Here is a 26,053-nt window from a genome sequence, read left to right on the forward strand (position 1 = left end):
CGTCGATGGCGCGCTCGCGACATGGAGGCGACCCGCAGCACGGGCGTGGCGCCGCGCCGCCTGATCAGACCGGGTGCATCAATGAATAAGGAGGGAGGGCGCTACGCGCCCGACATGACGTATTCGCAAGCCTTTGCCGGACGCCCCTCGGGGTTAGGGGACAACTTTCCAGATAGAAGTTTGCGCTTGAAAAACCGGGCAGATCTGCACGGGTTGTGCCACTGAAAGTGATCGACCTACGCGCTCAATACCCGGTTCGCCGGAGTAATCGAATCAGGTTCAGGAAACCCGGCAGACTCGAATTTTGCTCATTCTTCCGGTACACGCAGTACACGCTGCTAGTGGGCTTCGGCTTGAGTGCTTTCACGAAGGCGACCCCCGGTAGATGAATACTCATAGCCGAAATTGGTACGAGTGCCAGACCAATCCCGGCGGAGACAAGGGTCAGACAGGCCATCAAATCTTCGGTTTCCTTGACAACATTGGGGGTAAAGCCTGCCTCTTCGCAAAACCGTAGCACCTCGTCTGCGAAGCTCGGTCGTGACATACCAGGGAAAACCACCATGGGTTCATCGCGCAATGCAGCGATTGGCAAGCTGCTTCGTCTGGCAAGCGGATGCGATGACGCAACGGCGAGGACGACCGGTTCGCGAACCACTTCTTCGCACTCGATGTCCGGTTCGTTGCGGTATTGCCTGGCGAAACCAATGTCGAGCCACCCGTCACGGAGTGTGAGCGTGAGCACGTAAATCGATGGGGCAATGAGCAACATAAATGATGTTCGAGGGACGAAGTAAAACGGGAGCGATGAAGCTCCCGTTGTCGTTTCAGAATGGCTCGTCAATGCTCTGGTGTGGCGGCTGTGTCGGACCGCGGTACCAGGGCTCGCGATAGCGGCGGATCTGGGTGGCGTAGGCGCGGCTGAACCACAGATAGAGGTCTTCGATGAAGAACTGCATCATGTAGGCTGCCTCGTCGGAGAGCTCGGGCAATGGCAAGCTCCGGGAGGCGTTGGGTTTGTGAGGTGATGCTTTACGGGACATGTCATCGGGCTCCGTTGGGTTGACGCGCTGGCGTGCGGCGCGAGGACTGTGTTGATGGTGCAAAGACCTCGAAGTACAGCTTCTCGTCGAGTTCGGACAGTTCCCGCTGCGCGGCGGTGGTGAGCAGTTCGTTGGCGAGCGTGGTGAGCACGCGGTAGTTGCCCAGCGCGTGTTCGCACAGCGTGTGGCGCAGCGGCGGTGTCATCAGCTGCGGGGCGCCGGCGCTGGCGAGCAGATGTTCGAGGCAGGCCAGCAGGTCGTCGGCCGAAGCCTTCTCGGTCCCCAGGCGGGAACGGATACGGCTGCCCAGTGGCAGCAGTTCGTCGCGCCGCAGCTTGTCGGTCAGGCGCGTGTCGCCGGCGAGCACCACGCACAGCAGGGGCTGCGAATCGAAGCGGGCGCTGGCCATGAGCCGCAGTTCGTTGAGCACGCCGGGACTCATTTCCTGCGCTTCGTCGATCAGCAGGATTGGGCGCCGGCGCGTGCTTTGCAGGTGCGACATCCACCGGTCGCGCAGCGACCTGAAGCCGCCCCAGCGGTTGTGCGGCCGGAGTTCCAGACCGAAGATGTCGCCCATCTCGCGATAGAAGTCGGCAAGGTTGCTCTGCGGATGATTGATCGAGACGACTGTCAGATCGGTCAGTCGCTCGAGCTTCTCGGCCAGCACGCGCATGACCACGCTCTTGCCGGTCCCCGGCTCGCCGTGGATCATCGCGAAGCCGCCTTCGCGCACGAGCGCGTTCTCGATGCGCCAGCAGAAGTTCTCGACGCGCGGCGGCACGTACAGCGCTTCGAGGGGAAGCTCCGGCGAGAACGGGTTCCACTTCAGGCCGTAGAGGGCTTGCAGACGCTGGCTCATGCCTCCTCCTGCCAGTTGGCGGGAATCCAGGCTGGCGGCAACCCGGTTGCGGCGTGGTCGGCCAGCATCTGGCGTAGCAGCGGCGCGATGCCGGGCGCACTGGCCGGTGGCGGCTCGACATTGACGGCATCGAGTCGCCTGCGCTGGCCATCAGCATTGGCGGCCTTGTCCAGCGGCCGCAGCGGGCACAGCACGGCGCCGCTGCCGGCGTCGACGAGATCGACGCCGCTCAGGTCCCAGCGCGCATAGCGCAGGTGCACGCGCTGCAGGTGCCGGTAGGCCGAGGGAATCTCGAAGCGCGTGCCGGCCAGACTCACGGTGCCATCCGAGCGCCGCTGGGCGCGCGTCACGTCGATACGGAATGCGGCGCGCAGCGCGTCACTCGACGGGCATTCGCGGCCCACATCGGGGCCGGCCAGATAGCGTTTGAGCGGCGTGCCACCGATCTCAGAATGATGCGCGTGGTGGTACTCGCGCTCGATCCACGCGTGGGTGGCCTGATTGAGCAGTTCGAGCGTGAGATTGGGCTCGCCTTCGAGCATGGCCATCACGCGCCCTTCGATGCGGGCCCAGAACGTTTCCTGCTTCGCGTTCTGGTACGGCGAATATGGCAAGGTCGTCTGGTGCAGCACGCCGAGCGCGAGCAAGCCGGCGGTCGTCTCCTCGGCAAGCATTGCTGCGCCGTTGTCGGTCATCAGTGCGCGAGGCCGGCCACGACGCTGGAGCGCCTGGGTGAGCCCATGGATCAGACTACGTGCGGTCTCATCGAGAAACCATTGCGCGTGACAGACGACGCGCGAACGGTCATCGAGCACGCACAGCAGCATCGGCGTGATCCACTGGCCATCATGCGTGAGCAGCTTGCGCGAGCCGTGATGGAAATCGAGATGCCAGAGCGCGTTGACGTGCTCGACCTCGAAGCTGCGGACCTCGAGCTTCTCGAGGCGATCGCGTGCGAGCATCGCGCCGGCGCTGGTATGACGCGGCTTGCGTTCACGGGACAGGCCCTGCGCACGCAGATAACGACGCACCGTCGTGTACGACGGCAGGTTCGCCGGGCCGAGCGTGACCTTGAGATTGTCGACGTGCAACTGGCAGGTCCAGCCGGGATGTTCCCGGTACTGCGCGCGAATCGCCTGTACCGCCTGAGGCGACAGGCTTGCGCCGGCGCCGCTGGGGCGCTTGCGGTCGCGCAGGCTCGCCACCGGATCGTGGGCCGCCTTGCGGGCCCGGTAGAACCACCGCTCAACGGTGGAGCGGCCGAACTGGACATCGTCGCCAGTGACGGGATGACGCCAGCGTTTGGCGGCCAGCGCGGTGATGAGTTCGCGCACCTGCCCGGGTTCAGGCGGTGCTGCCAGCAAGGGGCCCACAACCGCAAAGCGCAGGCGCGCCCAACGATCCCGCAGGGGTAAATCGTGAAGTTCAGTCATGCTCTCTCCAGGGATGCGGCGCACCGCGCCGCGATTCGGGGGAGAGGCGAGACTACCGGCGCAGTCCGAGGGGGGCGAGCGACAAGTTCTGCGGGCGGTTACCGTCCCTCACGCAGGGTGCTCACGGCGCTGCCGCTGGTGAGCGGTGAGAGCCAGCGCAGCAGGCATGGCAATGGCTCGGCAGGCTGCGTGGTAGCGAAGCGCTCGAGCAGGCTTGCCGGCACCTGTGCGGTCTCGACGGGCGGCACGAACGCCGCCCGTCCGAGCGCCCAGAACGGTGTGCCGACAAACCCGGTCATCCACCAGTGCCGCCATCGCGCGATCGTCGAGGGTGGCACGCCCAGCGCATCGAGCTGGCGCATTGCCGCGGCCGTACCGGCGCTCGCACGCGTGGCGCTGACGACAATCATGATTGCGGCGGTGTAGACGCGCCGGCCGAGAAAGCGCACCGAGAATGGCGTGGTACGACGGCGACAGTCGGCGCAGCAGAAGCTGTAGCGGAACTCGCAGTGGCAGCGGGCTTCGTATGAAATTCCGCGCGGCTTGCGCGGGTAGCGGGCGCTATGGAGTACGCCACCGCAGCGACAACGCTGCGCGCGGGTCTGTTCGGCGAAGTCCTGATCGATACGTAACAGCAGGTGATAGAAGTTGGGATCGCGGGCACTCACGTGGCACACTCTGGAAGTCTCGGTTCTTGGCAGACACGAGACTCTCCCTTGGGCGTCGTTTGTGCAAGATGCCTGAGGGAGACCCCCACCGCTACATCACGCAAGCTGCTCAAAACGCCCCGAATTCCCATCGATTTACGTGCTCACGCTCAGAATATGCACTTGCGTGATCAAGCCGAGCCCGGACTCACGCTGCCCGCCGACCGATGAGAGCGCCGCAATCCGCGCCGGCTGTGCCCGGGTCAGTGCCTCTTTCAACACCGCTACCGCAGCGTGCGCATTCGGATAACCCGGGGACGGCGCGAAGTTCGGCGCCACCATGACAAAGACACCCGCCGTACCGCTGAACGCTGCGGCAAGGGCGTCCGCGTCGTCGAACGACGCGATCGCCACTTCGGCGCCCCGCTTCGTCCATTCCGCCGCCTTGCTTTCGTCGCGTAAAACAGCGCGCACGGCATGCCCGGCTTTCAATAATGCGCGTGCCGCCGCGCCACCCACCTGCCCTGTCACACCGGTAATTGCATACATGCTGGTTGCTCCGAGAATACGGCCATCGCCGCGTTAAGCGACATTCTCGGCGCGGCGAAGTAATTTCACGAGAGCATGGATGTCATTAAATTAATGACCTTTAAGCATTTATAATTTTGACACGTTTATACCTCCGTATAAGCCGCTTACGCTAACGCGGCATCGGTATATCCCACCGTAGAGTAGATTCGCGCTTCGGCAAAACCTACTCTTGTCTCATTCCGGCAGAAGCAGCGAGCAGGTTGTTGCCCGGAACAAAGCGAGACCCGGCTATCGCGCAAACCCGGTTGCGGCAGGAGAACCCCATGACCCTCGAATTTCTAAGCCAGCAAGTCATTTTTGACAAGGCGGCCCAGCATCTTTTCCGGCAGCTCGGGGCATCGCTCCTGCCGCGCGGTGGCGGCGCATATCGCGGTTACTGCGGCGGGTGCCCTGTCGGCAATTTCATCAAGCCACGTGACTACCTGAGCGCAATGGAAGGGGTTCCCATTCGCTATATCAGCAAGCAGACGAATGAAGTGCCGGCCTATATGGATGTGGGTGTCGCCGCGCTGAGAAGAGCGCTATTGCGTGCGAAGATCAACGTCTACGACCCGCAGACGGTCAATCTGCTGAGCTGCCTGCAAAATGTACACGACGTCTTCGGCGTCGCGGAATGGGGCGACAGGCTGCAATCGATTGCGCGCGAATTCGGCCTCAACGCCGACATCCTGACGGAAACTGCATGAGGCGGCTATACCGATGAGGTCGGCGAGCGCCAGCGCTGGCGGATAAAGGCGACCTGCTGCGGGTCTCCTGCAGCGGTCAATCGGATAGAGCGACAACAGTCTGAAACCGGTTGATAAGTTCAGGCCTGGTTCACACCATTCACACTCGTTAGTGGTTCAGACAGAAGCACGCGCTCACCGCTTCGGCAGGCGACAAGCCTGTGTGGAAGTAAGCCTCCAATCGCCGGACAATCGCATCGTCGGGTTCCCAGGGTACATGAATGAGGCCATCTCCTACGGCTTTTTCATACACGGCATTTGCCCACGTACACAGGTCGAGTTCGCACGAAGACGACAGTGCTATCGAATCGGACTGGATGAACATGACAACCTCCACAACATCGAAAATGTACGTGGTCACATCACGCGGATGCGGATAACGGTCGCAGACAGATACGGTATGTCTTCGTTTTAACGATCGGGACAGGCTGTGGTCTTGTTCATCGCGACAAGCAGTGTCGCCACGACGGCAAGAAAGCCGGACATGTAGATAAGCACGATGGTCATCGGCTGCTCTCCTTCGGAAATGCCGCAATGGCACTGGCCACCACCGGCTGACAGTAAGGACCGCAATTGCAGGCACGGTCCTGTCAGGCGCATTGCGTTTGCGCATTGGCCTTGAAAACACTGTACAGATTCGGGGGACGAGAAACCATTCTACGAACGGTTCGAGCGCCAGCGCATTGGGATAGGGACGTTATACCCGCGTATAACTCGCGCCGGCGAACCGGCCGCGCGCTATGGCCCATCCAGCGCGAGATCGAGCAGGCGCTCGACAGTCCTGGCATCAACAGGCTTCTTGAGGAAAGGGGGGGCACCTCTGGCCCGGATTTGGGCCTCGAGGGCAGCAGTCGGGAATCCCGTGGTGAAAATGATCGGAATCGCGTACCCGAGAGCCAGCAGGCGGTCGTGCATTTCGATTCCCGACAGGCCCGGCATCCGTATATCCGAAATCAGACATGACGTCGCCTCGATTAAACCTGACTCCAGAAATTCCTCCGCCGAGGAAAACACGCGTACCTGCCTCCCCAGCGAACGAACCAGACTTGCGGTCGCCACCCGGACACCCTCATCGTCATCGACGATGGAAATGAATTGAGAAGACACAAGCGACGGGCCTCGGCAGACTGGAAGCGAAGCGTGCCAGACAGATCCGTATGGCATGCCACTCGAATTCATCGTAGATGGGAAATCTCCTTACGGAAATGATACGAATGTATAAGCGTTTCATGAGCGGCTTACCTTTCTGCAGGCACAATCGCTGAGCCTTCGACGAAGCACCTGTCCGCGAAGATTCATTCAATGATCTGACAATTCGCTCGAATGTTGCGTCACCTGCACGTTGCATTCCCCTGTTGAATGGAGCCCCAGCCGCATGAAGCGGGGCTCAATTAAAGTAACGCGTGATGATTCGCAAAGATTTACAATTAGATTACGCGACTGCCAAATGAAGTGCGGAACATCGGCAAATTGATGAACGCAAGACAAGGCGACATTGGGAGGCGGCAATCGCCGGGATTCGCCGGAATTCGCGAGATGTCCAGTTGACTACTAGACCGACCCGCCAAATGATGAACGAGTCCAAAGCAAGCGAAGGTTCCGTCGTCTACGTTGTCGACGACGACGATGGCGTCCGGCGGGCCCTTGACCTGCTTTTGCGTTCCGTAGGCCTGCGCGTCGAGACGTTCGGGTCCCCGGACGAATTTCTCCAGTCCCCTCACTCCGCTGGCCCAAGCTGCCTCATCCTCGACGTGCGGCTGCGTGGAAAAAGCGGCATGGCGTTTCATCAGGAAATCGTCAATAGTGGCATGCTCATTCCCGTCGTGTTCATGACCGGTCATGGCGACATCGAGATGGGCGTGAAGGCAATGAAGGCAGGCGCGCTCGATTTCCTGGCGAAACCGTTCAAAGACCAGGACATGCTCGACGCAGTGGCTCAGGCATTAGCGCAGGACAGCGGGCGGCTCGCCGCAGAAGCGGCTTTGACCGGTCTGCGCGCTTCATACGAGTGCCTTTCGCCGCGCGAGAAAGAGGTGATGGGCTTTGTCCTGTCCGGCCTGCTGAACAAGCAGATTGCCTCTGCGATGAACCTGAGTGAGATCACAGTCAAGGTCCACCGTGCACAGGTGATGCGAAAAATGAACGCACGCTCGATGCCGGACCTGGTCCGCAAGGCCGAGTCGCTGGGTATCAAACCCTGCATTCCCGACGGCCGTCATTGACGAGTACCGATCTTCCAGAAGCGTCATGGCGCTTGCCGCTCTGGTTGCCTCGTGCTTATACATTCGTATAGGCCGGGTACGCTAATGCGGCATTCGCATATCCAGACGCAGAGTAGACTCGCCCGCCCGCTAATCCTACCCTTCTCTTATCGCGACACGCTCGCGATCAATACGGTGCAAAGCTCGCGGTTTGGCCCGACCACATGGCACTTCCGGATGGCTGTCCGACCGGTTCGTTTCTCAACGTGTCCAAGGATCATCGTGTCACATGTTCTACGCAACTGGATTCACATCGGAAGCAATGCCTATACCGAGTACACGTTCGTGCCGTGGCTTGGCAGGAGTATCTATCGCCGCACGGTGGACTTCGCCACCATCTGCATGCAATAGCTGAGAGACGGAAACCGTCAACCAAAACGGCTGACGGAATGGAAAGTACCATATCGGCAGATTGCAATCGCTTCTGCGTCAAACTGCGAAGCGGCCAGTGCGAACCCAATCGACCAACGGCCGAAGACATCGCGATAACGAATCGAATAGGTAAACATGGCAACCTCTCTCTTCCTGAGTAGCGGGTCCATTCGCCATTGACAGCGACCGCGGCGCCCTTCGTCATGGACGTCAAAACGGTCATCTCTCTCCGGCCATTGCTGGCTACTCGCAGACTGCAAATCCCTTGCATTCCGTGGTCTTTTCGGTGAAGCACATCGCACAGCAGACAGCGGTAATATTCGGCCAAAGGCTCACGCGCTTCTGAACGTCCTCCTTCAACTCACCGCATTCATCGCAGCGATCCAATACACGGACCTGCAACGATCGTTTATGCCATTTCTCCAATGCGCTCATGTCATGACTCCGTGAGTTGATCTGCAACGGTGAACTCGTCGTACGCGTTGCTACCCGATAGGAACCCGGTTATGCAGCACGTTTGATATCGCGAACATCAAAATGAAAATGCCAGTCCATGAACTCAGGATAGGCTCGCGATTCCAGGAAAACTATCCTACGAATGGTCGCTGCAGTTCTACGTGAACATAATCCACTTATACATTCGGATACCTCGAATCATCCTGAACGCCAGTGTTCAAGTCCTGGCGAGAGCCGAAGACTAGCTGGCGCATTTCCCCGAACAGTCTGGAAACGAGCGTGATTAAAGCCACCAAGGGACTAGAATGAAAACTGGATAGAAAAAGAAGCCGGAAACATCCACTATTGTCGCGAGACCGCTGCAAGCGGCTACGCGGCGGCGCCAAAGGGAGATATTCTGTGCGCGCGACAGTTTCTTCACATGAAAGCAAGAGCTGGCGGTACCTCGCGACATTGTGGACTGGAGGCTGCATCGCGCTCGGAGCCGTTACCGCAGCCTGTGTCCTGTGGGACCAGGAACTGGGCACTGCCGGCTTCTGTCTTCTCGTTGTCGTTGTTCTTCTGTCGCTGCTGGACAACTTCATTTCATCCGCGCTTTTCTCGGTCATTGGCGCGATGCTCCTCGGGTATTTTTTCACGGAACCGGTCCATAGCATCCACGTTAGCAAACCCCGGGATTTATTCTCCCTGCTTGCCTTTCTCGTCACGTCGATCGCAATTACTACCTTTGTCAGGCGAATTCGTCGCGTGGAGAAAACGCAGCGCGCTCAGGCGCAGTTGCTGGAACTGACTCACGACATCATCATCGTACGCGATAAGGACGACGTGATTACGTACTGGAATCAGGCGGCGGAAATACTCTATGGATGGACCAAGGAAGAGGCGATTGGCGAGTTCATCGACGAACTTCTGAGTTCGGTGTTCCCCCTGCCCCGTGACCAGCTCCAGCGGATTTTTCATCGCGACGGTCAGTGGGAGGGCGAGCTGATTCACACGAGGCGGGATGGCACCAAAATAATCGTGACGAGCCGTTGGGCACTACAGCGCGACAGCGCGGGCAATCCCTTAGCCACACTTGAGACCAATAATGACATCACGCAGCGCAGGCACGCCGAGGACCTGCTGCGAAAGAGTCAGGCGCAATATTTCGCCGAAGCGCAGAAACTGAGCAGGACCGGAAGCTTTGGATGGAACATTTCGAGCGGCGAACTCTTCTGGTCCGACGAGACTTTTTCCATCTTCGAATACGACTTGGCCGTCGCGCCCAACATCGAGTTGGTCCGGCAGCGCGTATATCCAGACGATCTCCCCCTGTTCGACGAGAAGATTGCAAGGGCGCGTGGTTTCACTGTCGACTTTGACATCGAGCATCGTCTGCTTTTTCCTGATGGACGCATCAAGCACCTCCATGTGGTGGGCAGGTCAGCGAGCGGTCAGCCGGATAACCGGGCGTTCATCGGAGCGGTAATGGACGTGACCGGCGCGAAACAAACGGAGGAGCAGTTACGGCATACGCAAAGCGAACTTGAACGCGTAAGCCGGATAACGGCGCTGGGCGAGCTGAGTGCGTCAATTGCTCACGAAGTAGGACAGCCCCTCGCCGCCATCGTCACGAGCGGTGAAGCATGTCTGCGCTGGCTGCATCGCCAGCCACCGAACATGGAAGAAATAGAGGGTTGCGTGAGTCACATGACAGACCAGGGCAATCGCGCCGCAGCGATCGTGCAACGTGTGCGGGCACTCATGAAGGGGGCGCCGCCGGACCGGGCACCAATCGCAATCAACGACGTGATTGGCAAGGCGATCAATTCACACACGTCACCCAAAAATCAACGTCGGCATTACCGTTCCAAATCTGGCTCGTGGCATTCCAATCGTACTGCCCGTTTCCATTCGGGCCAGCAGCGGGCCATACGTGATTTATGCCGCCCTCCGGGTATCCAGAAGATCCCGCCACGAAGCAGAACGAGTGCCATCCCAAATCCGGCGATGTCGATTGGGACACGTCATACAAGGCGCTGATGCTCATCGGGGAACCGGCCGCCTTCCAGACACCGGATTGGCAACTAGAAGCACGCATAGACTATTTGGCCTCCGCTCTTGGAGTTGTATGCCTGGAAGTAGCGGTTCCCCGGCCCATTATCGGCGACAAGATTGACGCCCCATGTGCCATAGGCACTCGTTTCGCCGATAGTCGTATCCATCGGGAAACACCAGTTATACGGCCCTATGGTCCCGCTGTTACCGTTGGCTGTCGCGTAGACCTTCGGGTTGAACTGCGCCATCCCCGTCCACACACCGGATTGGCAAGGCGAACCCTACAAAGGGTCTATCAACAGTACATGCGTGCTGTCGCAATATTCGAGCGGTGGCGTTGGCAGCGGTGCCCTCTTCGATCCTTTCATGATGTTCACCAGCTCGCGCAACAGTACGTCACGCGCACGAGCGGCAACCTCGTCGGCATCACGCCCTTGCAGGCGCAGGTGCTCAAAGTCCATGAACTGAAGAACAAAGCCGTCTTCGGTTTTCGAGACGGCCGCCGGGTAAGGGACTACCGTTTGCGAAATGACGCGTCGCCCTTTGTTCAGCACTTTCTTGCCGTCTAGCTTCGCAACTAGGTTCGACGCTTTGAGGTGCGTATATCGCTTGAGCATCTGCATCGACTTATGACCGCTGATCGTCGCAACTTCCATCATGTCTAGCGTGCCTAGTTCGAAAAGCCGCGATATCGCCTCGTGCCGGAGGTCGTGGAAATGCAGGTCCATCATGCCGATACGTTGGAGCAGTGTTCGCCACGCGGACTTGAAGCCGGCCGACGTGTAGTTAAACACCGGGCCTTCTGTCTTGACGCCTAACCGGGTCAGCGCGTCGACGGCCCGCAAAGATAGGGGCACGTCGCGCTTCGTTCCATTCTTTGTCGCCGGCAGATGGGCTATCCGAACGCGCAGGTCGATGTTTTCCCACGTCAGGCCAAGGATTTCGCCCTGCCGCATCGCCGTCTCGATGGCGAGCACGACAACCGAGTAGAACTGTTCGTTGCGATGTTGCGATGCACCGCGAAGGATTCGCCTCTCTTCACCCCAGGTCAAACGCCGTTCCCGGCCGGGCGGAATCTTTGGCTTGCGAACTCGCATAACGGGGTTGTCGACGGCAACACCCCACTCGATACGAGCGATGTTGAACAGGTCACTCAACAGGGCAAGTTCGAGGCGAACTGTATTTGGTGAGACCGGCCGGTTAGTCGTTCTCGATATGGTCGCAAGCCTGATATCTCGGTAGTTCGCAATGTCTACTGTAGTGGCTTGGCTGATTGGGACTTTCCCAAGAAATGTCTTGCAGATGGTCGAGGCGCGGTATTTCTCCTGCTTGCAGCCTTTTTTGTTGACCGAAATGCGTTCGTTGTACTTCTTCAGCGCCTGACGGATGCTTAGTGATCCGCCCTCTTCATTCGAGTCTGTCAATTTTGAGCCACAACGTTGACGCCCAACTGGTTACTTCTTGGCACTCAGAAACGACTCAACGACGAAGATCATTTCTCCGATAGAGACGTTCAGTGCTTGGGCGAGTGAACACATTGTTTCGAGCGTGGGAGAGCGGTGCCCGCGTTCGAGCAGCGAGATATAGCTTCGGTCGAGGTTAGCCTCGTTAGCCAGGCTGTATTGCGACATGCCCCGTCTAGCTCGTAGGGAACGGAGCGCCTTTCCGAAGGCGTAGTTAGCTGGGCTGTTCAAATTCTCGGCCTATCTATATGGCCGGAATTTTCGCCTTGTTGACTATAGTCCGCAGCAGACTATTGTCCGAATATCTTAACAAAGGTGTGAATGCGCTCCACAAACAAGAAGGCCCGGACTTCTCCGGGCCATTCTCACTACTTGGGCGGCAACTGCCGAGGTTTATCAGCCTTGGAATTTGCCCCGGTTATTGGTCGTGATCTTCGCTTTGATCGTGTTCATGTTGGACGTATAGGTGGCGCACGTCGACGTATCCAGATAGTCCGATTGCCCGGTCGCGAGGGGGAACCGCGCGTAGAAGCTCGCGTGATCGCCGCTGTTGCACGCCACAACCGCATCCATCTGCTGCACGATGCTGGTTACGCCATCCTGCACCGAGATACCGCCGGTCATCGTTGCGACCGTAGGAGCCTGAGTCTCGTCAAACGTTCCCGCCGACCACTGTCCCACGTTGACAGGTTGGCCGTTCTGGTCCGTCACGTTGTCCTGCCCAGCGAGCGTTGTGGCAACCAGAATCCGCAGTGTCGTATGCGACGGCAGATCGTATTTCACGCCGTAGTATTCGAGGCCCGTCAGTGCATCCGAGTACGAATTCAGCGTGTCTTGCGTCGAGCCCGGCACGATGGACAGGTAATCGACACCCCCATGCGTCCGGTTGGTCGAATCGATCACGTCCGTTCCCGTCACGAGCTGAAGCGCGGCCGACGAAGCGGTTGCATATGCCTGCAAAAGCGTTTTGCCTTGCGAGGCGAGATACGAGATTCGCTGCGACGCATAGTGTGTGAGCGGAGTAATCACGAACGAATTGAGCGTCGTCGTGACATACGGCGCAACCAGTTCCATCGAAACGTTTTTCTGCGTCGAGCTGTCCGCTTCCGACGTGAACGTGCCGCCCGTAGCGACGAGCCGAATCATTCCCGTGGGGGCTTGCGTCAGCGTCATGGTGAACGCACCGCTCGCATCCGTCACGGCCGAGCCGATAGCAGTGCCGTTCGTGCCGTCCGCGTTGAGCGCGTAAGCCATGACCGTTGCCCCGGTCGTGGGGCCGCTCACCACTTGTCCAGAGATTTGCGCCGTGGCCGTTCCAGTGGCCGGCGAACCCGTGTACGGATCGGTAGCGTTCGCAGGCGTCACAGGGGTCGACGTGCCGCCGCTCCCCGTACCCGATTGCGTCTGCGAACTGCCGCCACCACCACCGCCGCCGCAGCCGGTCAAGATGGCCGCTGCCAGCGTAGCGGCCGTCAGCATGGACGCCGCCGAAATCAAGTTCCTCTTTTGCACTACGTTCTCCCGTGGTTTGTGATGACTCAACTATAGACGGTGTGAAATACGCTGTCAATCACAATGTCTATATTCCTTTGTGATCGACAATTTTTAGTGTCCGCTTCGTCATCGACACGTTTATGTCGAGACCCGGTTCGGCCGTCGCGATGGCTTTGACGGCATCGAGGAACGTCCCGGTAATCGGCTGGGTGCTCATGATGGTGTACGGCTGCGACGCCTGCCAAGCCGGCGTTTCCCAGCCCGCTTGTCGTGCCCATGAAATCAACGTCTCCTGTAACGATCCGCTCGCAGCAAAAGCCCACGTTTGCGGCACAGGAGCCGGCGGCGCACTCGGCGTCGATGGCGTTGACGCAACGATGGGCGCTGCCGCGCTCGCTACCGTTGTTGTCGCGGAAGACGCGGCAAGCGCCGCGCTGGCCGGCCCGCCCACGGCGGCCGTTTTGACTTTCGGTGCGGACACCGCTGCGGTTTTCACGCCCGCCGCACCTGCCCCGCCTTCGGCGGCATTACCGACAGGCGTCTTCGGTTGCACAAGGTGATGCTCGCTGTCCCACACGAGCCCGTCCCCTTGCGTCGCAATGATGTCGAAGACTGCGTTCAGTCTCGCGTTAGTTTGCCGATTGTTGGAATAGTGCTTGTACGGAACCGATGCTGACGCCGCTAGCGGGGCCGCCGCAGATTCGAATGCCGACGTTCCGCCGGATGTCTGCCCGTCTACAACTGGTTTCATCGGCGTATCGTCTTGCCCGTCATCCCATGACGCCTGTTGCGCGACCGCCGGCCCTGCTACGCAGAGCAGCCCCGTCACCATGCCCGCAGCACAACACACCGCCATCGCGAGCCGCGAAACTTTCAATCCCATACCCTTCCCCATCAACGACGCCGGCCAGGTTCGGCCGGGCATGAATCGACTGCGCGGCACGCATGCCGCACGCCCCGCCTTTACCTGGCATTCGCTCGTTCCTGATTGTTTGTGCATCACAGACGCGCCCCCTTTAGCGGCATAGCCGTAAGGGCTGTATTTTACCGCACGGATGCAGCATTTGCCGCGCCCATGCAACATTTTGGCGCTAGATTGATTGCTTGACGGTCAGGCCACGGTAGGCATCAGCTTCGCGTGGAGGAACGGGGCATCCCGTTCTCTCATAACGGCCGATTTGCGAGCGACTTAACCCCCAGCGTTCGGATAATTGTTGCTGGGTAAGTCCGGCCTTCTTGCGGAGTGCGGCGGCCTCTTCGCCGTACAGGACCGGATTTTCTTGTGTCGCCATTGCGCGTGCGGGGCACTAGATTGGGGGAAGCCAGATTGTACCGGTCCCAAACCGCGCCCGTCGATTGCCTACTCGTTCCGCGCTATTAGCTCTTCCGCGAGCCCCATTTCCAATGGAACACGCGCCCTTGAACTTCCGCGTCAGCCGGCAACACCAGGCATTCCAGAGTTCGGCCATTTACGGTAATGATCTGGTAGCGCCGACCGGTTCCGGTGCGTAGTTCGTCACCGCCCTCGGGTGCGGGACCAACCCATCCGGTCACTCTAAGCCTGACGCGATCCCACGCGGATTTCATGTCTCCCCGTCCTATCGTTGCCGTTGGTCATGGACGTTTTCCGTGGGCTACCTGCCATTGCGTCGACGGAAGGCCGTCACCATACACAGCGAAGCCGTCAAGCCGCCCCAACGGACGCCGAACCACATCGCCGCATCCGAACCCTTCGCGAGCAACGCGACAATCAGGATCGTCAGACCGACGACCGCAAAAACCAAACAGTCTTTCCAGCGCGGTAGACGTTCCATGCTCGGAGCAACCTTCATCGCCTTATCCATGTTTTCCGTCCCGTTCAGTGAGATTCATCGTTTCCGCCCCTTTTCCTCGGTTTCATGCTGTGTTTTAGAGCACGGCGAATGGCATCGGCGGCAAAGAGTGCTCGAGCATGAACAAACTGCCAAACACGAGAACCACGTACACGATTTTAAATGTCAAGCGCCAGTTGGCCTTGATTGCTTGCATAACGTGTCTCCCGTTACGTCGTGATCTTGCGCAATGCTGCCGAAAGCCAGAACGGTGACATCGCAGACAGGAAGAAAACAAGGCCGAGAAGCGGCGAGCGATGTGCAGCCAACATAGTGATTGACAAGCCCAAGAACAGGAGAGCGCAATAGCTCACATACGAGACCAGCGAAAGCGCTTTGTCGCGTTTTGCGTCGGCACACTTGCGTAGCGCTTCGATCTCTTCTTTCGCTACGTATAGGCTCAAAAACAGCGGTATCCCTACGCATGCAAACCACAGGGAAAATCGCAATGGCGTGTCAAGTGGACCGGAAATACCTGTAAGAGCTAACACGATCAACATACAGAAACCGGCCGAGCCGAGTGCGTGTTTTTCGATCAACGCTCCGGCCGTGCTTCGCTGCGCGTTTGCGCTCGCTGACATTTCCAGTTCTGTCGCACGAGAGGCTTGAGTATCCATCGCTGTTTTCCGTTGTTGCTTCGCTTCGATCAAAAGAGACTCAGAATACCGAGCTTGACCCCGTGCGCCGCCAGCGCCCCGGCTGATTCGCGTCCCAGCACGCTCGTTGCAGCGAAGATCACAAGCATTCCAATCGGAATCAAAACGGCAAGGGCCAGAAGGCACAGCATCTGCCCGAGTATATTTTGGCCGCGCGTATATCGCGACTTGGCACCATTCGGAAGAGTTTCACCTTCAGAGAGCCACACTGCAAGACTCGATTTTAAGGTCATCTTTCTCGCCTCAGACGAAATGACTGGCTATCACCACCACGACGGTAAAGATGCTGGCGTAGATGAGAGCGTTGACGAATGCAGCCGCCATTGCCTTCAGATGACCAGCGGAACCGTCTTTCCACTTATTAAGAACCATCTTGTTTCCGATTCAGATATTGTTCTCGCACGTCCCGACAGCGGGGACCGGGGAGGCCAGCGTTGCTATGAGCGTGTAGCCTGGATACTGTTGACCCACCGTGCGCGCAAAGCTCGCAACCGCTGCACTGTTGTTGTCGGCGGTGACGATGGCGTGGATCGGCTTAATAACGTCCGTCGTGCCGTCCTGCCGCAATACGCCCGAGACGATAAAGCGCGTCGGCTGGTGAACCTTCCACCCAATTTGCAAGCCCCGCAAGTTTGGCGCTGCCGAGACGGCAGTGCATAAGCTCGCCACGGATACAGCCGCAGCAACTAAGAGCGCCTTAATCATGAGTCTTTTCCGTCAAAAATCATTGAGCCAATATTAGGTTATCGGCATCGTATCCGTCGATCTTCAGTCTGCCTTTTTCCCATTGTCCGATTCGACCTTTCGCAGCGGGGTACGGAGAGCCGCGAGGACGGCCTGTTCCAAGGCAACAAGACCCGCCTTGTCGTACCGGCGGCGCAGCGACTCATAGAGCTGCCTTGCCGGTACAAGCGCTTTTTCCAGATCGCTCACCCGGCCCTCTTCTGTTTCCATTGCTCGGGTTCGCCGCTCGGCCTCCGCTGCGTCATGCACGCTTAACCAGTGAATCCGCATTGCCTCGTCGGGCCACCGGCCGGAATAGCGAAGGTGGTTTTTGTCGAGTCCGCGCGCTCCTGACTTCGAAAACTGCGCGCCGCGATAGATACCGCCCACATTTAGATCACGCGAGCGGCTGTACTGAAAAAGCATTTCGTCGCCCAGCTCGCCCACGTCCAGTACAACGCGGACTGAAACGAATCGCTCGCCCTTCGCATTCAGCCGGAGACCGGCATACACGAAGTCCATCGGGCTATATTCCTCGCTCGATCCAGCCGAAGTCTCGCCTGCGGACGGCTTCTGTTCTTCACTCATCAACACTTTCCTCCCAGCTCGCCTTTAACTCCGTCAGCACGGTAGGCTGAGCCGCGCAATAGGCGCAAATCCACCCGTACCGAGTGCGCTTCCAACCACTTTTACGCGCCTCGTTGCCAAGGCACCGCAGTGCATCCAGCACGCCGTCGTTTGTCTCTCGTGCCATCTCCATAGGCCCGTTGTTCTCGTGCGATTCGCATCGACCGCGCGATGGTCCCGCAGCAGACGGGTTGCTCCGGTTTTCGCAACGAAACTCAATCCAGACGCCCATGCCAGTCCCCGTTGGTTGATATGCCGTACTCGGCGTTTCATCGAGCCTTCTGGCTGGGTGTGCTTTCCTTACCCTGTTGATCGAAGTAGGACACAGCATTTCCCGTGTCGTTTCCCTTGTCCTGCTTCAACCGCTCTACCATTGCATCGGGGATCGTGATGCCAAACTGCTTTGCTTTGTCGAGAAAATATTGAAGGTCGGCATCCACCGAGCCGTCATCGTCCAGATTGCTGTAGAGCGGGTCGTTTCCGCCTTGCTCGATCACCATGAAGTGATACTGAAGCGGGCGATCCCAGCCCATCAGGACTGTAGTTTCGATGCCTTCGAGTTCCGTGACTAGCGTGCGTTGACTCATATTTGCTCCCGGTTGGTTTTGCTTCCCGTTGAATATAGACATGATGATATACGGCTGCTATCATTGTGTCAATGCCGGTGTTTCCCCGGCATAAAAACCACAACGGAGCAGAGAATGTCACTTATACAGACCATGACGGACGCCCTCAACGGGGCAATTGCCGCGCTCGCGGTTGAGCGCACGAAAGCATCCGGGCAAGACGAAAAACAGATCGGAACTGCAATCGACATCGCCCGTCACGCTGTCTTGCAAGCAGAGGATGCCGAACTGATTAGAAGGGTGAGTATTCAGCGGCGTTCAGGTCCACGGGGAAACTACTTTGTGGTCGAGGTCAGAACGCACGACCTTATTCTGACGTGCGATCTTGTGAACGAACGGCAACTGCGTCTCGCTCGTCGTCTAGCTAAAGATAACTGCGTCGAACTGGACTTCTGTGTAGACCTGTCCGAGCTTCCGCTTGCAACCGTGAGAGCCAGCGCATGAGAAAGCATCCTCACAAGGCCAGCCATCGCCAGCGCAGCTCGTCCGCGCTGATGCGGCTGGTCCTTAATCGGGCAGCGCCGTTGCCCGCGACCAACGCAACGACGGTCGGCATCGCCTGCTACCTTGCACTTGATGCGTTGAAGGACGGCCACGGCAACAACTCCAACATGAACCAACTGGCCTACTCGATCAACCTCGCTGCAGCTCTGGCCGAGCTGGGTGTTTGCACCGATGGTCATGACAGGATCGCTGCTGCGCAGGACGCACTGGTAGCTTCAAACGCAATCAGCCTCGACGCCGGCCGCTGGATCATATCCGACGACTGCTACCGCATGATCCGCGATGCGCTCGCGATCCATGACCGGCAAATGGAAATCGCCTCGCAGGGCGAAATCCAAGCGGCCCACAGAATGATTCAGGAACGGGTCAAAGCGGGGGACGTGACCCACGTTGACGTGCAGGCGCGATAACGCCGACAGGCGGGCGCAGGATGCACCCGCCGACCCTCTACACGTCACATCGGCCGCTGGCCCTTGAGCGCCGCCATAACCGCCAACGCGCTAGTCGATTTTCCGCTGCTGACCGGCCCCACGGTCATCGTATGCCCGGTCACGTTGCCAAGGTTCACGGCGAACGGGCGGGCCTCTGTCACCACCCAAGCCGGCTGTCCGGCCGCCACACACTCGGCCATCGTCGCGTACTGCCGTGCCGTCTTCACCGCCACGAAAGACAGGTCCGCCGGGAACTGCCAGGCGGTATTTTCGGTGTCATGGACTCGCGCGATAAATCGCTTTGCGTCGATCACGTCGGCAAAGGTTTCGGCTTCGCAATACAACACGCTGGCCTGCCGCGAGAAAACCAAGCCGCCGAAACAGGTGTCAAGAAACACGCCTCGCGATGCCGACACAATCAACGTTCTCACTGTTTGCCCCATTCGTTAGATTCTCATTGCGCGCCGCTGGCTCGCTTCTTTCTGCAACGACGCCGGGATCGCGCTCTTCGCCCACTCTGGCAGGTTCCGCGAACCGTACTTCAGTTGCCCGTTTTCCACCGAAAGCAAGAGCTGCCGTTTAAGCCCGCTGTTGTCGAGCACCAAGGCTCGGTCCACGAGCGGTAACGCTTCGCCAAGGTGAGCAAGACTAACGCTGAAGCGCCGAAATATATCCTCGGCAGGAACCGCATGTCCCCCTACCGCGACGCGCTGCGCGACCCGAGACGCCGATAGCTGGACATCATGCACACCGACGAACAGGAGATTGACCTTGTAACCCAGCGCAGAGGCGTGCTGCATCAGCTTCAGTTCCCGCTTTCCCGTCAGCGTCGTTTCGACAACAAAGCTCTTTCCTTTCGCAAGCAACGCCTGCTGTTCTGCGATTGCGATTCGTCCAGCTCGCAACATCGTCGCGCGCGATCCTTGATGGTTGGGATTGATCCGGTTGGCAATGTCGTCAGGGTTCACAACGGGGACGCGGCCGGCAAAGTGCTTGCCTGTTAGTGTTGTCTTGCCCGCGCCATTGGGGCCGGCGACGATCCAAAGCTGCGGCCTCTGCGCGTGTTCTGCCGTCACGATGCTCGCGCCTCGGAGACCACATGTTCGCCGTCGCGCTCCCACTTCACGTACTGACGCCGACCGTCAGGAAAGCGCTTTTCAATCAATCCTTCGGGCGTGTCCGGCATCCGGCAATACACCGGGTTCCCGGCGGCAAAATGTTGCTTCACCGCCGAGCCATCGTCGCGGGCGACATCGCCGGAAAAAACGGTCCAGAAATCCCGTTCCTGCTCAGGGGTCATCGTTTCGACGTTTTCGACGCCAAGTTTCATGTCTGTTACCTCACCTTTCGCTATGCAACCTTTTGACGACGCGCAATCGAGTACAGTACGCGCCGTTCCGCTTCTGCATTCGACGCATGCTGGAATTTGGCCCAATCACCGGCCTGCACCCCGTACTGCGGCCACAAATTGCCTGTAGGCCGTATCACGTCCACTACGCGCTTGCCATCGGCATACAGCAGCCCCCAGCCGCTCGGCAGGTCTTCCGCTTGGATGGCGCCCGCCGGGCACAGGTAGAAGCGGTAGACACCAAGCCCGCCGGCCACCCTATGCGGCTTGCGATGATCGACAAGAAAATCCGCCCGCGAAGCCTTCGCTTCGATCAGAGCCGAACAGTTCGAGCGGAACCCGATCACGTCAGCCTGCTCAGTAATCCCCGCCGCAACCAGTTCTGTCGCGACTACGCCGAACCCTTGCTGTTTCAGCCATCGCGCGCCAAGCGCGACCAGCATGTTATGGATGTCCCCAGCCATACTTTGCCTTAGCTAACAAGCTCCGGCCGCCACGCTCGAACGATATGTTCAAACTGGTTTTTGTAGCCGAGTGTATCCGGGTATGAGTTGCACCGGACGGCGAGCCCGAAGACAGTCACCACGTCCGCCGCGATTTCTTCATCGAGTCCCCAAGCGGTCGTGATGTCGAACCCGCCGCAGTTCGACGGGTTCCACCACGCCAGCAGAAAGTCTGCAACGCGGCGTGCCTGACCTGTCTCGCGCTGCGCATGGCCGATCAATCGTTCCAGTGCGGCCCGCTCACCCACCGTTATCTTTTCCATATTTGACTCCTATTTCCAGTACACCAGCGTGTCAGGCTTTACGAGCGCGTCGCCGCGCGAAAGATGAATCCAGCAGAGCCCCGTTCGGGCCTCTATCGCCTCAATCCTGCGGTCGTAGATCGGTATCGTCAGATACTCGCCCTGGTTGAACACGCCAGCGACGAGCAGATACGGCTCGTTTCCGGCGTCAATCTGGTCAGCGGCCACCTTTGCATCCGTGCAGTAGTCCAGTACGGTCGTCACGCGCGAGCTGATACGCGTGAGCCGTTCCTGTTTCACGTCGGCCATCCGTATCGCACCAGTGCGCGACGCGACAGACAGTGCCGTGTTGCGCCTTTCGATTCCCGAGCCGGCGTAGTTCCGCTTGCCCGATTCAACCCGCTGTCTTTGCGTCGGCATCGTATCCTCAGTTTCCTATCCGTTTTTGATCCGGCGAGAGACGCAGCGCAATTTCAAGCGTCGCTTCAAGGCGGATCACTCGTTCCGTCAGGTTTTCAATTTTTGTCTGCTGTTCCTTGACCGTTCCTGCGAGCGACACCACTTTGTCGTTCATCTTGATAACAGTCGTCAGAGCATCCCAAACCTTGTCCGTTACACCCATCAACGAGCCCCTTGGTTCATCGCGGCGATCCGCTTGTTCGATTCTTCGATGAACGAGAGCGCGTCATCGAGCGCCGCGTTAGCTTCCTGCGTTGAAGCGTTGACCCGCTCCACGAGTGCGAGAACCTCGCTGTCCTCGTCCGGGGGCGTGAACCGCTGCGCCGCTTCCCGCATCAGCTCGCTCACGTTCATGCCCAGCCGCCTCGCCCGGCTCCCGATTGCCTTCTTTTCCTGCGTCGTTACCTGCACGACGATTCGTGCCGTTGCTGTCGCCATTTTGCCACCCATTGACATGTACATGGTATGTACATTGTAGTCCAGTTTCGGGATACGTCAAACCGCTAATGGTTTCGGACCGGCCCCGCAGAATGCGGAAGCGCCCGGCCCGCAAGAGGCAGGGGCGCGGTGCTGTTATCCACGGGCCGCCGCAGGCGGGCGGTGGATAACAGCATCCTCATTCCACCGCAGAAACCACACACACATCCGCCGGTCATTGGTGTCATTCTAATATAGACGTTGCGAGCTACACAAGCTATCATAGTTTCACCAACAAAAAAGGAGCAGAGAGCTATGACAGAAGTTTTCGATGCCGGCGAATCAAACCAGTTTTTCGCGCCTGTTACATCGGACGTGTTTGATTCCCTTCTTGGGCAATACAACGCCACGCGGGCAAGGATCATCGAACTTGCGGAATTTGCAACCGGCAATCAGTACCGAAGTGCGATGAGCTGCTTTATCGAAGGCAACGCGGGGGACGAGCGGTTTCATCGTTCGTTGTACGTGGATAAGCTGTTTGGGGTCGATGGAGCGATTGCGGCCCTCAATGCAACGTACTGGTCCAAGGCACTCGCGCTGACCGACGTTCGCGAAATGATGCCGCAGGCCCGGCGCAATGAATGGGACAAATCCATCCGTGAGCGGACCACGCCGGATTTCACTGAAGACGCCGTGCGCCCCACCCTCATCGGTCTTTTGAACTCGCGACAGCAGTTCCTCGCCGAAAAGGTTGATGGAATCTTTCGTGGGCTGTCCGGCGAGCATGTAACGAACGCGCCGGAAGGCTTCGGCAAGCGAATGATTATCGCGCGCATACGCGATTGCTATGGCTACGTTACCGAAAGCCGGGCCGGTCTTATCCATGACCTACGGTGCGTGATTGCCCGGTTCATGGGTCGCGACGAGCCGCGCCGTTCAGTCACGTCCGAATTGCTGGACGAGTGCAACTACCAGACAGGAAAATGGGTCAGCGCAGACGGAGGCGCATTGCGAGTGCGGACGTACAAGAACGGCAACGGCCATATGGAGGTTCACCCTGATATGGCGTGGCGACTGAATATGATTCTTGCGCATCTTTACCCGGCCGCCATCCCGACCGAGTTTCGTCAAAAGCCTGCGCGACGCCCGAAGGAGTTTCCGGCCATCGTGCGCCCTCTGCCATTCGCCGTACTTGAAATCCTGTCGCGCTGCCTCTATCGTCGTCGGCACGCCAAAGGTAACGAGGTTTCGTTCGAAGCTGAAGACCTGAAGAGCCCGCATTTTGCGGAGACACGTCAGGCGCTCGAATCAGTGGGCGGGACGATGCGTGATGGAAATCGGTACTTCATGGACTTCGACTACCCGCCTGGACTCGTGCTGCGGGAAATCGTCGCTACGGGCTGTCTGCCGGATCGCGTGTCGTTCCAGTTTCACCAGACATCGGAAGCGCTCGCCAGCGACGCCGTAGATTGGGCGGATATTGCCGACACCGATTCCGTGCTGGAACCGAGTGCGGGTCAGGGCGCGATTGCTGCGCTGCTGCCGGCTAACCGGCTGCAATGCGTAGAGCTGTCGGCTCTGCACTGCGCTGTCCTGAAGGCGCGCGGGCTGAAGGTCGACCAGGCCGACTTCATCCAGTGGGCGACTGACGCCGCTGCTGCCGACCGCACGTTTAACGTGGTCGTGATGAACCCGCCATTCGCTGACGGGCGCGCACAACTGCACGTCGAGCACGCTTTCCGGTTACTCGCTCCTGGAGGCCGACTTGTCGCGGTCCTGCCCGCCTCGATGCGCAGCAAACAGTTCCTTCCGGGAGTGTCGGTTGAGTGGTCCCGTGTCTACAGTCAGGAGTTCAAAACCACCGATGTTTCTGTAACGCTGATGTATGTCAAACGGCCGGCCGCGAGTGCGGCGGTCACTGATATGCAGATCGAAAGTGCGGAACTCGTTTCTGTGCTCTGACGGGCGGGTATGCGCCGTGCCCCCGCGAAGTGCGGCGGGGCCACGGCGCACCGTATCAGGTGCGTCCCTTCCCTGCCGGCAACGCGATTACCGCTTTGAGTTTCGCCCGTTCGCTTTGAGCAGTGTCTTCGCTGCCCGCCATCACCAAGCCGCCCGCATCGGTCAATGCGGCGTTAAACAACGGAATGTATTGCCACCGGCTTATTTTGCCGCTGCCCGAGTCCATCGCGCTCGCGATAGCGCTCCGCGTCGGCTGCTGAAGATGCGGCCACGCTTCCCGCAATGTCGCATAGCTGGCCGGCTCGATTTCTGTTGAGGCATGGTAGCCGGCATACGCCGCCGTCAGCAACGGCATGCCAAGTGGCACTAGCAAGTAGTCGATAACGAAGCGGCCAACCTTCATTTCCTGATCCCCCCGAACTTGTCGCCATACGGATTCGTGTCGCTGATAAACGTGTGTCCACCGACCCACGAGAAGCCGCAACGAATTACCCACAGCCCATCCTTTTTTCCATAGATTTCCATCAGCTCGCCCTTGCACTGGTTTCGGTGCAGCTTGTCCAGCGTGGCCGTATCCGCCGCGCCTACGTCGCGAGCGAGCAGGCGTGGATAGCTTTGACCGTTGACGAGATACAACCGCTCTGCCGTGTTCATCAGCGAACCCACAAACAGTAGCGCACAACACGCTATCAACGCGTTCCCGGCGATTTGCCACGGCCGGCGGCCGGATCGCCGCGCATCGCTCGCGAGACCGAGCGCAACGAAAAACAGCCCGATATAAAACGGCGTGAGAAATCCGCTCCACGACCGGGACTCGATACCCGCCATCACGGCCAGCGAAAACCACAGACCAATGCCAATTTGAAAAATTGGTCCCTTCATTCCCTTCATGTGCTCTCCCCAATATGCGCCGTTCCCCGGTCAAAGGCGCATTATGCCTTCCCGCAATGGCAACTCCAATGCGCCTGCGCGCCGGCAGTGGTGTGCCTGGGCCCGTGGCCGTCGATGTCCTGATCCGGGATACGGGGGTCTCGCCCGCTAAGGCGGCCGAGAGGTCTACCGACCCGGCCCCCTACCGGATCACCCGGCAGTCCCCTGGACTGCCGGGCAGGGGACATCATCGACGGGTTCGAGACCTGTCTTACATCGACGGCCCCGTTTGGCTTTGCAGAAAGGAGGTCGGCCGGCCGCGCCGATACTGTAATTCATATAGTCTATCACGCGCCCTACCCTATCTAAACAATCAATCGCCTAATGTATAGACCGCTCGAATTACATCGCGTAGAATGACTCTAACAGTTAGGCATGAGGCGGCGGACATGAAAGGCATTGCGGTAGAGGGCTGGCATATCAAGGTGGAAGGCGCGGTCCAGCGCGCACAATCGCACGCCGATTCGTTCGGCCTGCCGCAAACCGTGTATCGCAACGAGGACACATGCGGATGGTCGAATACCAACCCGTTCGCGCCCGTGTTGAATCGAAGCGAGGTTCTTGTGACCGTGCTTCCCCTTCGTTACTTTTCGTAGATTGGCGAGAGAGGAAACCATGCCGGCAGGACGCGCGCGCAAGGGTGGAGAGGTTGGACGAAACGGTGAGTTCTACAAGGGCGGTTCGTTCCTGCCGAGTACGCAGCTTCCCAAGCGCGGCTCACGCGGGAAAGGAAACGTGGTTAAGCGGGTTCTCATCCGCCCCGGTGTTCTCGACGTGATTCCTGAGGGCACTACCGCCGTCTTCCCGAGAATCAGGGAGTTCGTGCAGATCGAAGACGGGCGAGCTGCGCAGCGTTTTCCCGATGAGCACGTTGCGATTCAGCATCACTTCGACAGTCCCGCCGAACTGCATCGCCTGATCGACCTGTACAACGCCGGAACCCTATTCGAGTGATATGGAGGCGGGAAATGCGTAGAGAAAATTTAACGATTATCGGCTGTAACGTCTTCCTTTCGGCCGGAGGTGAGCACGTCGGCCGTTTCAGCTCGCATAGCGCCGCCTACCACGCCACCCGCATGTGCGACGATCCGGGCTGGACGCCTCTCGGCGGCGTACCAATGGCGGCAGAGGACGCCCGCGAGTTCGAGCGGATGAAGACGCGGATTGAGATTGAGCCGGTATTCAAAGGGCATGACGCGGACGGTATGGCCGTCTACCAGCTCCGGCACGGCCTCTAACTGGTTTTGGGTCGCTCTCCCCGAGAGGCTTTCTCTGGAAGGCATAGAATCTCGATGCAGGGCGCGGCCGAGCAGTGCTCACAGCCCGGTTATGCCGGCGCAAACAACAATCGCCGATATTTCGGCCCAACGTGG

General features: G+C 59.0%; 40 protein-coding genes. 10 read left to right on the plus strand and 30 right to left on the minus strand.

Annotated features, from left to right (window positions below):
• Positions 1-244 precede the first annotated feature (244 nt).
• From BPHYT_RS35905 to BPHYT_RS35930, 6 genes are all read right to left on the minus strand, one after another.
• On the minus strand, positions 245-772 hold the full coding sequence (locus tag BPHYT_RS35905; RefSeq protein ID WP_012430919.1) for a LysR substrate-binding domain-containing protein: 528 nt from the start codon (positions 770-772) through the stop codon (positions 245-247).
• 55 nt (positions 773-827) lie between these two features.
• Positions 828-1,043 (minus strand): hypothetical protein, encoded by a 216-nt coding sequence (locus BPHYT_RS35910; RefSeq protein WP_012250658.1) that lies wholly within the window; start codon positions 1,041-1,043, stop codon positions 828-830.
• Position 1,044: 1 nt separating this feature from the next.
• The gene (locus BPHYT_RS35915; RefSeq protein ID WP_012427050.1) at positions 1,045-1,902 is read right to left on the minus strand and encodes an ExeA family protein; all 858 of its coding nucleotides are present in this window, start codon (positions 1,900-1,902) and stop codon (positions 1,045-1,047) included.
• On the minus strand, positions 1,899-3,335 hold the full coding sequence (locus tag BPHYT_RS35920) for a helix-turn-helix domain-containing protein (protein WP_012250652.1): 1,437 nt from the start codon (positions 3,333-3,335) through the stop codon (positions 1,899-1,901). Before BPHYT_RS35920 ends, BPHYT_RS35915 begins: the two co-directional genes overlap by 4 nt.
• Positions 3,336-3,433: 98 nt before the next feature.
• Positions 3,434-4,003: a hypothetical protein gene (locus tag BPHYT_RS35925; protein ID WP_007176046.1), complete on the minus strand. Its 570-nt coding sequence runs from the start codon at positions 4,001-4,003 to the stop codon at positions 3,434-3,436.
• Positions 4,004-4,138: 135 nt separating this feature from the next.
• Entirely contained in the window at positions 4,139-4,531 is a 393-nt protein-coding gene (locus BPHYT_RS35930) for an NAD(P)H-binding protein (RefSeq protein ID WP_012430920.1), read from the minus strand.
• A gap of 305 nt (positions 4,532-4,836) precedes the next feature.
• On the opposite strand from BPHYT_RS35930, the gene BPHYT_RS35935 reads away from it, so the two are divergent.
• Positions 4,837-5,259, plus strand: coding sequence for a hypothetical protein (locus BPHYT_RS35935; protein WP_012430921.1), 423 nt, complete (start codon positions 4,837-4,839; stop codon positions 5,257-5,259).
• Between the two features lie 777 nt (positions 5,260-6,036).
• On the opposite strand, the gene BPHYT_RS35945 is transcribed toward BPHYT_RS35935, so the two are convergent.
• A complete protein-coding gene (locus tag BPHYT_RS35945) occupies positions 6,037-6,405 on the minus strand; it encodes a response regulator (RefSeq protein ID WP_012430924.1) in 369 nt (122 codons plus the stop codon).
• Positions 6,406-6,866: 461 nt separating this feature from the next.
• Here BPHYT_RS35945 and BPHYT_RS35950 point away from each other — a divergent pair, with 461 nt between their 5' ends.
• Both BPHYT_RS35950 and BPHYT_RS39530 read left to right on the plus strand, forming a co-directional pair.
• Positions 6,867-7,520, plus strand: a complete 654-nt coding sequence (locus BPHYT_RS35950; protein WP_012430925.1) for a response regulator transcription factor — start codon at positions 6,867-6,869, stop codon at positions 7,518-7,520.
• Positions 7,521-7,781: 261 nt separating this feature from the next.
• Positions 7,782-7,910 (plus strand): hypothetical protein, encoded by a 129-nt coding sequence (locus BPHYT_RS39530; RefSeq protein ID WP_274378481.1) that lies wholly within the window; start codon positions 7,782-7,784, stop codon positions 7,908-7,910.
• A 17-nt stretch (positions 7,911-7,927) separates the two neighbouring features.
• Here the strand turns inward: BPHYT_RS39530 and BPHYT_RS38895 are convergent, their stop codons facing one another.
• Positions 7,928-8,068, minus strand: coding sequence for a hypothetical protein (locus BPHYT_RS38895; RefSeq protein WP_167315804.1), 141 nt, complete (start codon positions 8,066-8,068; stop codon positions 7,928-7,930).
• A gap of 718 nt (positions 8,069-8,786) precedes the next feature.
• Between BPHYT_RS38895 and BPHYT_RS35960 the strand changes: the two genes are divergently transcribed.
• Positions 8,787-10,409: a PAS domain S-box protein gene (locus BPHYT_RS35960; RefSeq protein ID WP_012430929.1), complete on the plus strand. Its 1,623-nt coding sequence runs from the start codon at positions 8,787-8,789 to the stop codon at positions 10,407-10,409.
• Positions 10,410-10,705: 296 nt separating this feature from the next.
• Here BPHYT_RS35960 and BPHYT_RS35970 read toward each other — a convergent pair whose 3' ends face one another.
• From BPHYT_RS35970 to BPHYT_RS36020, 12 genes are all read right to left on the minus strand, one after another.
• Positions 10,706-11,848 carry a site-specific integrase gene (locus tag BPHYT_RS35970; protein WP_012430931.1) on the minus strand — a complete coding sequence of 381 codons (1,143 nt, stop codon included), beginning with the start codon at positions 11,846-11,848 and terminating at the stop codon, positions 10,706-10,708.
• 30 nt (positions 11,849-11,878) lie between these two features.
• Complete coding sequence (locus BPHYT_RS35975; protein ID WP_012430932.1) at positions 11,879-12,118, minus strand: helix-turn-helix domain-containing protein; 240 nt, start codon at positions 12,116-12,118, stop codon at positions 11,879-11,881.
• Positions 12,119-12,283: 165 nt separating this feature from the next.
• A complete protein-coding gene (locus BPHYT_RS35980; RefSeq protein WP_012430933.1) occupies positions 12,284-13,399 on the minus strand; it encodes a hypothetical protein in 1,116 nt (371 codons plus the stop codon).
• Positions 13,400-13,466: 67 nt separating this feature from the next.
• On the minus strand, positions 13,467-14,465 hold the full coding sequence (locus BPHYT_RS35985; RefSeq protein WP_148225221.1) for a TcpQ domain-containing protein: 999 nt from the start codon (positions 14,463-14,465) through the stop codon (positions 13,467-13,469).
• 7 nt (positions 14,466-14,472) lie between these two features.
• Positions 14,473-14,673: a helix-turn-helix domain-containing protein gene (locus BPHYT_RS37790; RefSeq protein ID WP_012430935.1), complete on the minus strand. Its 201-nt coding sequence runs from the start codon at positions 14,671-14,673 to the stop codon at positions 14,473-14,475.
• Positions 14,674-15,015: 342 nt separating this feature from the next.
• Complete coding sequence (locus tag BPHYT_RS35990) at positions 15,016-15,225, minus strand: hypothetical protein (RefSeq protein WP_012430937.1); 210 nt, start codon at positions 15,223-15,225, stop codon at positions 15,016-15,018.
• Between the two features lie 197 nt (positions 15,226-15,422).
• The gene (locus BPHYT_RS37800; protein ID WP_148225222.1) at positions 15,423-15,869 is read right to left on the minus strand and encodes a hypothetical protein; all 447 of its coding nucleotides are present in this window, start codon (positions 15,867-15,869) and stop codon (positions 15,423-15,425) included.
• Positions 15,870-15,898: 29 nt separating this feature from the next.
• A complete protein-coding gene (locus tag BPHYT_RS36000) occupies positions 15,899-16,141 on the minus strand; it encodes a hypothetical protein (protein ID WP_012430940.1) in 243 nt (80 codons plus the stop codon).
• Between the two features lie 10 nt (positions 16,142-16,151).
• Positions 16,152-16,280, minus strand: a complete 129-nt coding sequence (locus tag BPHYT_RS39535) for a hypothetical protein (protein ID WP_012430941.1) — start codon at positions 16,278-16,280, stop codon at positions 16,152-16,154.
• 12 nt (positions 16,281-16,292) lie between these two features.
• On the minus strand, positions 16,293-16,613 hold the full coding sequence (locus BPHYT_RS36005) for a hypothetical protein (protein ID WP_012430942.1): 321 nt from the start codon (positions 16,611-16,613) through the stop codon (positions 16,293-16,295).
• A 63-nt stretch (positions 16,614-16,676) separates the two neighbouring features.
• Positions 16,677-17,219 (minus strand): hypothetical protein, encoded by a 543-nt coding sequence (locus BPHYT_RS36010; protein ID WP_012430943.1) that lies wholly within the window; start codon positions 17,217-17,219, stop codon positions 16,677-16,679.
• 308 nt (positions 17,220-17,527) lie between these two features.
• A complete protein-coding gene (locus tag BPHYT_RS36020) occupies positions 17,528-17,845 on the minus strand; it encodes a hypothetical protein (RefSeq protein ID WP_012430945.1) in 318 nt (105 codons plus the stop codon).
• 114 nt (positions 17,846-17,959) lie between these two features.
• Between BPHYT_RS36020 and BPHYT_RS36025 the strand changes: the two genes are divergently transcribed.
• Together BPHYT_RS36025 and BPHYT_RS36030 are read left to right on the plus strand one after the other, a co-directional pair.
• Positions 17,960-18,328: a hypothetical protein gene (locus BPHYT_RS36025; protein ID WP_012430946.1), complete on the plus strand. Its 369-nt coding sequence runs from the start codon at positions 17,960-17,962 to the stop codon at positions 18,326-18,328.
• Positions 18,325-18,798, plus strand: coding sequence for a hypothetical protein (locus BPHYT_RS36030; RefSeq protein WP_012430947.1), 474 nt, complete (start codon positions 18,325-18,327; stop codon positions 18,796-18,798). Before BPHYT_RS36025 ends, BPHYT_RS36030 begins: the two co-directional genes overlap by 4 nt.
• A 44-nt stretch (positions 18,799-18,842) precedes the next feature.
• On the opposite strand, the gene BPHYT_RS36035 is transcribed toward BPHYT_RS36030, so the two are convergent.
• The 8 genes from BPHYT_RS36035 to BPHYT_RS36070 form a co-directional block, all read right to left on the minus strand.
• Positions 18,843-19,262 carry a hypothetical protein gene (locus BPHYT_RS36035; RefSeq protein ID WP_012430948.1) on the minus strand — a complete coding sequence of 140 codons (420 nt, stop codon included), beginning with the start codon at positions 19,260-19,262 and terminating at the stop codon, positions 18,843-18,845.
• Between the two features lie 3 nt (positions 19,263-19,265).
• Positions 19,266-19,895, minus strand: coding sequence for a zeta toxin family protein (locus tag BPHYT_RS36040; protein ID WP_012430949.1), 630 nt, complete (start codon positions 19,893-19,895; stop codon positions 19,266-19,268).
• Positions 19,892-20,149: a hypothetical protein gene (locus BPHYT_RS36045; protein ID WP_012430950.1), complete on the minus strand. Its 258-nt coding sequence runs from the start codon at positions 20,147-20,149 to the stop codon at positions 19,892-19,894. Before BPHYT_RS36045 ends, BPHYT_RS36040 begins: the two co-directional genes overlap by 4 nt.
• A 20-nt stretch (positions 20,150-20,169) precedes the next feature.
• The gene (locus BPHYT_RS36050) at positions 20,170-20,610 is read right to left on the minus strand and encodes a hypothetical protein (RefSeq protein ID WP_238535810.1); all 441 of its coding nucleotides are present in this window, start codon (positions 20,608-20,610) and stop codon (positions 20,170-20,172) included.
• 29 nt (positions 20,611-20,639) lie between these two features.
• Positions 20,640-20,933 (minus strand): DUF7673 family protein, encoded by a 294-nt coding sequence (locus tag BPHYT_RS36055; protein ID WP_012430952.1) that lies wholly within the window; start codon positions 20,931-20,933, stop codon positions 20,640-20,642.
• 9 nt (positions 20,934-20,942) lie between these two features.
• Positions 20,943-21,221 carry a hypothetical protein gene (locus BPHYT_RS36060; protein ID WP_148225223.1) on the minus strand — a complete coding sequence of 93 codons (279 nt, stop codon included), beginning with the start codon at positions 21,219-21,221 and terminating at the stop codon, positions 20,943-20,945.
• 118 nt (positions 21,222-21,339) lie between these two features.
• Entirely contained in the window at positions 21,340-21,534 is a 195-nt protein-coding gene (locus BPHYT_RS36065) for a hypothetical protein (RefSeq protein WP_012430954.1), read from the minus strand.
• The gene (locus BPHYT_RS36070) at positions 21,534-21,809 is read right to left on the minus strand and encodes a plasmid mobilization protein (RefSeq protein WP_012430955.1); all 276 of its coding nucleotides are present in this window, start codon (positions 21,807-21,809) and stop codon (positions 21,534-21,536) included. The genes BPHYT_RS36065 and BPHYT_RS36070 overlap by 1 nt, the downstream gene beginning before the upstream one ends.
• A 294-nt stretch (positions 21,810-22,103) precedes the next feature.
• On the opposite strand from BPHYT_RS36070, the gene BPHYT_RS36075 reads away from it, so the two are divergent.
• Positions 22,104-23,750 carry a DUF4942 domain-containing protein gene (locus BPHYT_RS36075; RefSeq protein WP_012430956.1) on the plus strand — a complete coding sequence of 549 codons (1,647 nt, stop codon included), beginning with the start codon at positions 22,104-22,106 and terminating at the stop codon, positions 23,748-23,750.
• A 55-nt stretch (positions 23,751-23,805) separates the two neighbouring features.
• On the opposite strand, the gene BPHYT_RS36080 is transcribed toward BPHYT_RS36075, so the two are convergent.
• Both BPHYT_RS36080 and BPHYT_RS36085 read right to left on the minus strand, forming a co-directional pair.
• Entirely contained in the window at positions 23,806-24,153 is a 348-nt protein-coding gene (locus tag BPHYT_RS36080) for a hypothetical protein (RefSeq protein ID WP_012430957.1), read from the minus strand.
• Positions 24,150-24,641 carry a hypothetical protein gene (locus tag BPHYT_RS36085; RefSeq protein WP_012430958.1) on the minus strand — a complete coding sequence of 164 codons (492 nt, stop codon included), beginning with the start codon at positions 24,639-24,641 and terminating at the stop codon, positions 24,150-24,152. The genes BPHYT_RS36080 and BPHYT_RS36085 overlap by 4 nt, the downstream gene beginning before the upstream one ends.
• A 428-nt stretch (positions 24,642-25,069) precedes the next feature.
• Here BPHYT_RS36085 and BPHYT_RS36090 point away from each other — a divergent pair, with 428 nt between their 5' ends.
• The 3 genes from BPHYT_RS36090 to BPHYT_RS36100 are packed head-to-tail and all read left to right on the plus strand — an operon-like array spanning position 25,070 to position 25,918.
• The gene (locus BPHYT_RS36090) at positions 25,070-25,276 is read left to right on the plus strand and encodes a hypothetical protein (RefSeq protein ID WP_012430959.1); all 207 of its coding nucleotides are present in this window, start codon (positions 25,070-25,072) and stop codon (positions 25,274-25,276) included.
• 19 nt (positions 25,277-25,295) lie between these two features.
• Positions 25,296-25,634 carry a hypothetical protein gene (locus BPHYT_RS36840; RefSeq protein ID WP_012430960.1) on the plus strand — a complete coding sequence of 113 codons (339 nt, stop codon included), beginning with the start codon at positions 25,296-25,298 and terminating at the stop codon, positions 25,632-25,634.
• A 14-nt stretch (positions 25,635-25,648) separates the two neighbouring features.
• Positions 25,649-25,918 (plus strand): hypothetical protein, encoded by a 270-nt coding sequence (locus BPHYT_RS36100; RefSeq protein WP_012430961.1) that lies wholly within the window; start codon positions 25,649-25,651, stop codon positions 25,916-25,918.
• Positions 25,919-26,053: the final 135 nt, after the last annotated feature.

The organism is Paraburkholderia phytofirmans PsJN (assembly GCF_000020125.1).
GTDB classification, from domain to species: Bacteria; Pseudomonadota; Gammaproteobacteria; order Burkholderiales; family Burkholderiaceae; genus Paraburkholderia; species Paraburkholderia phytofirmans.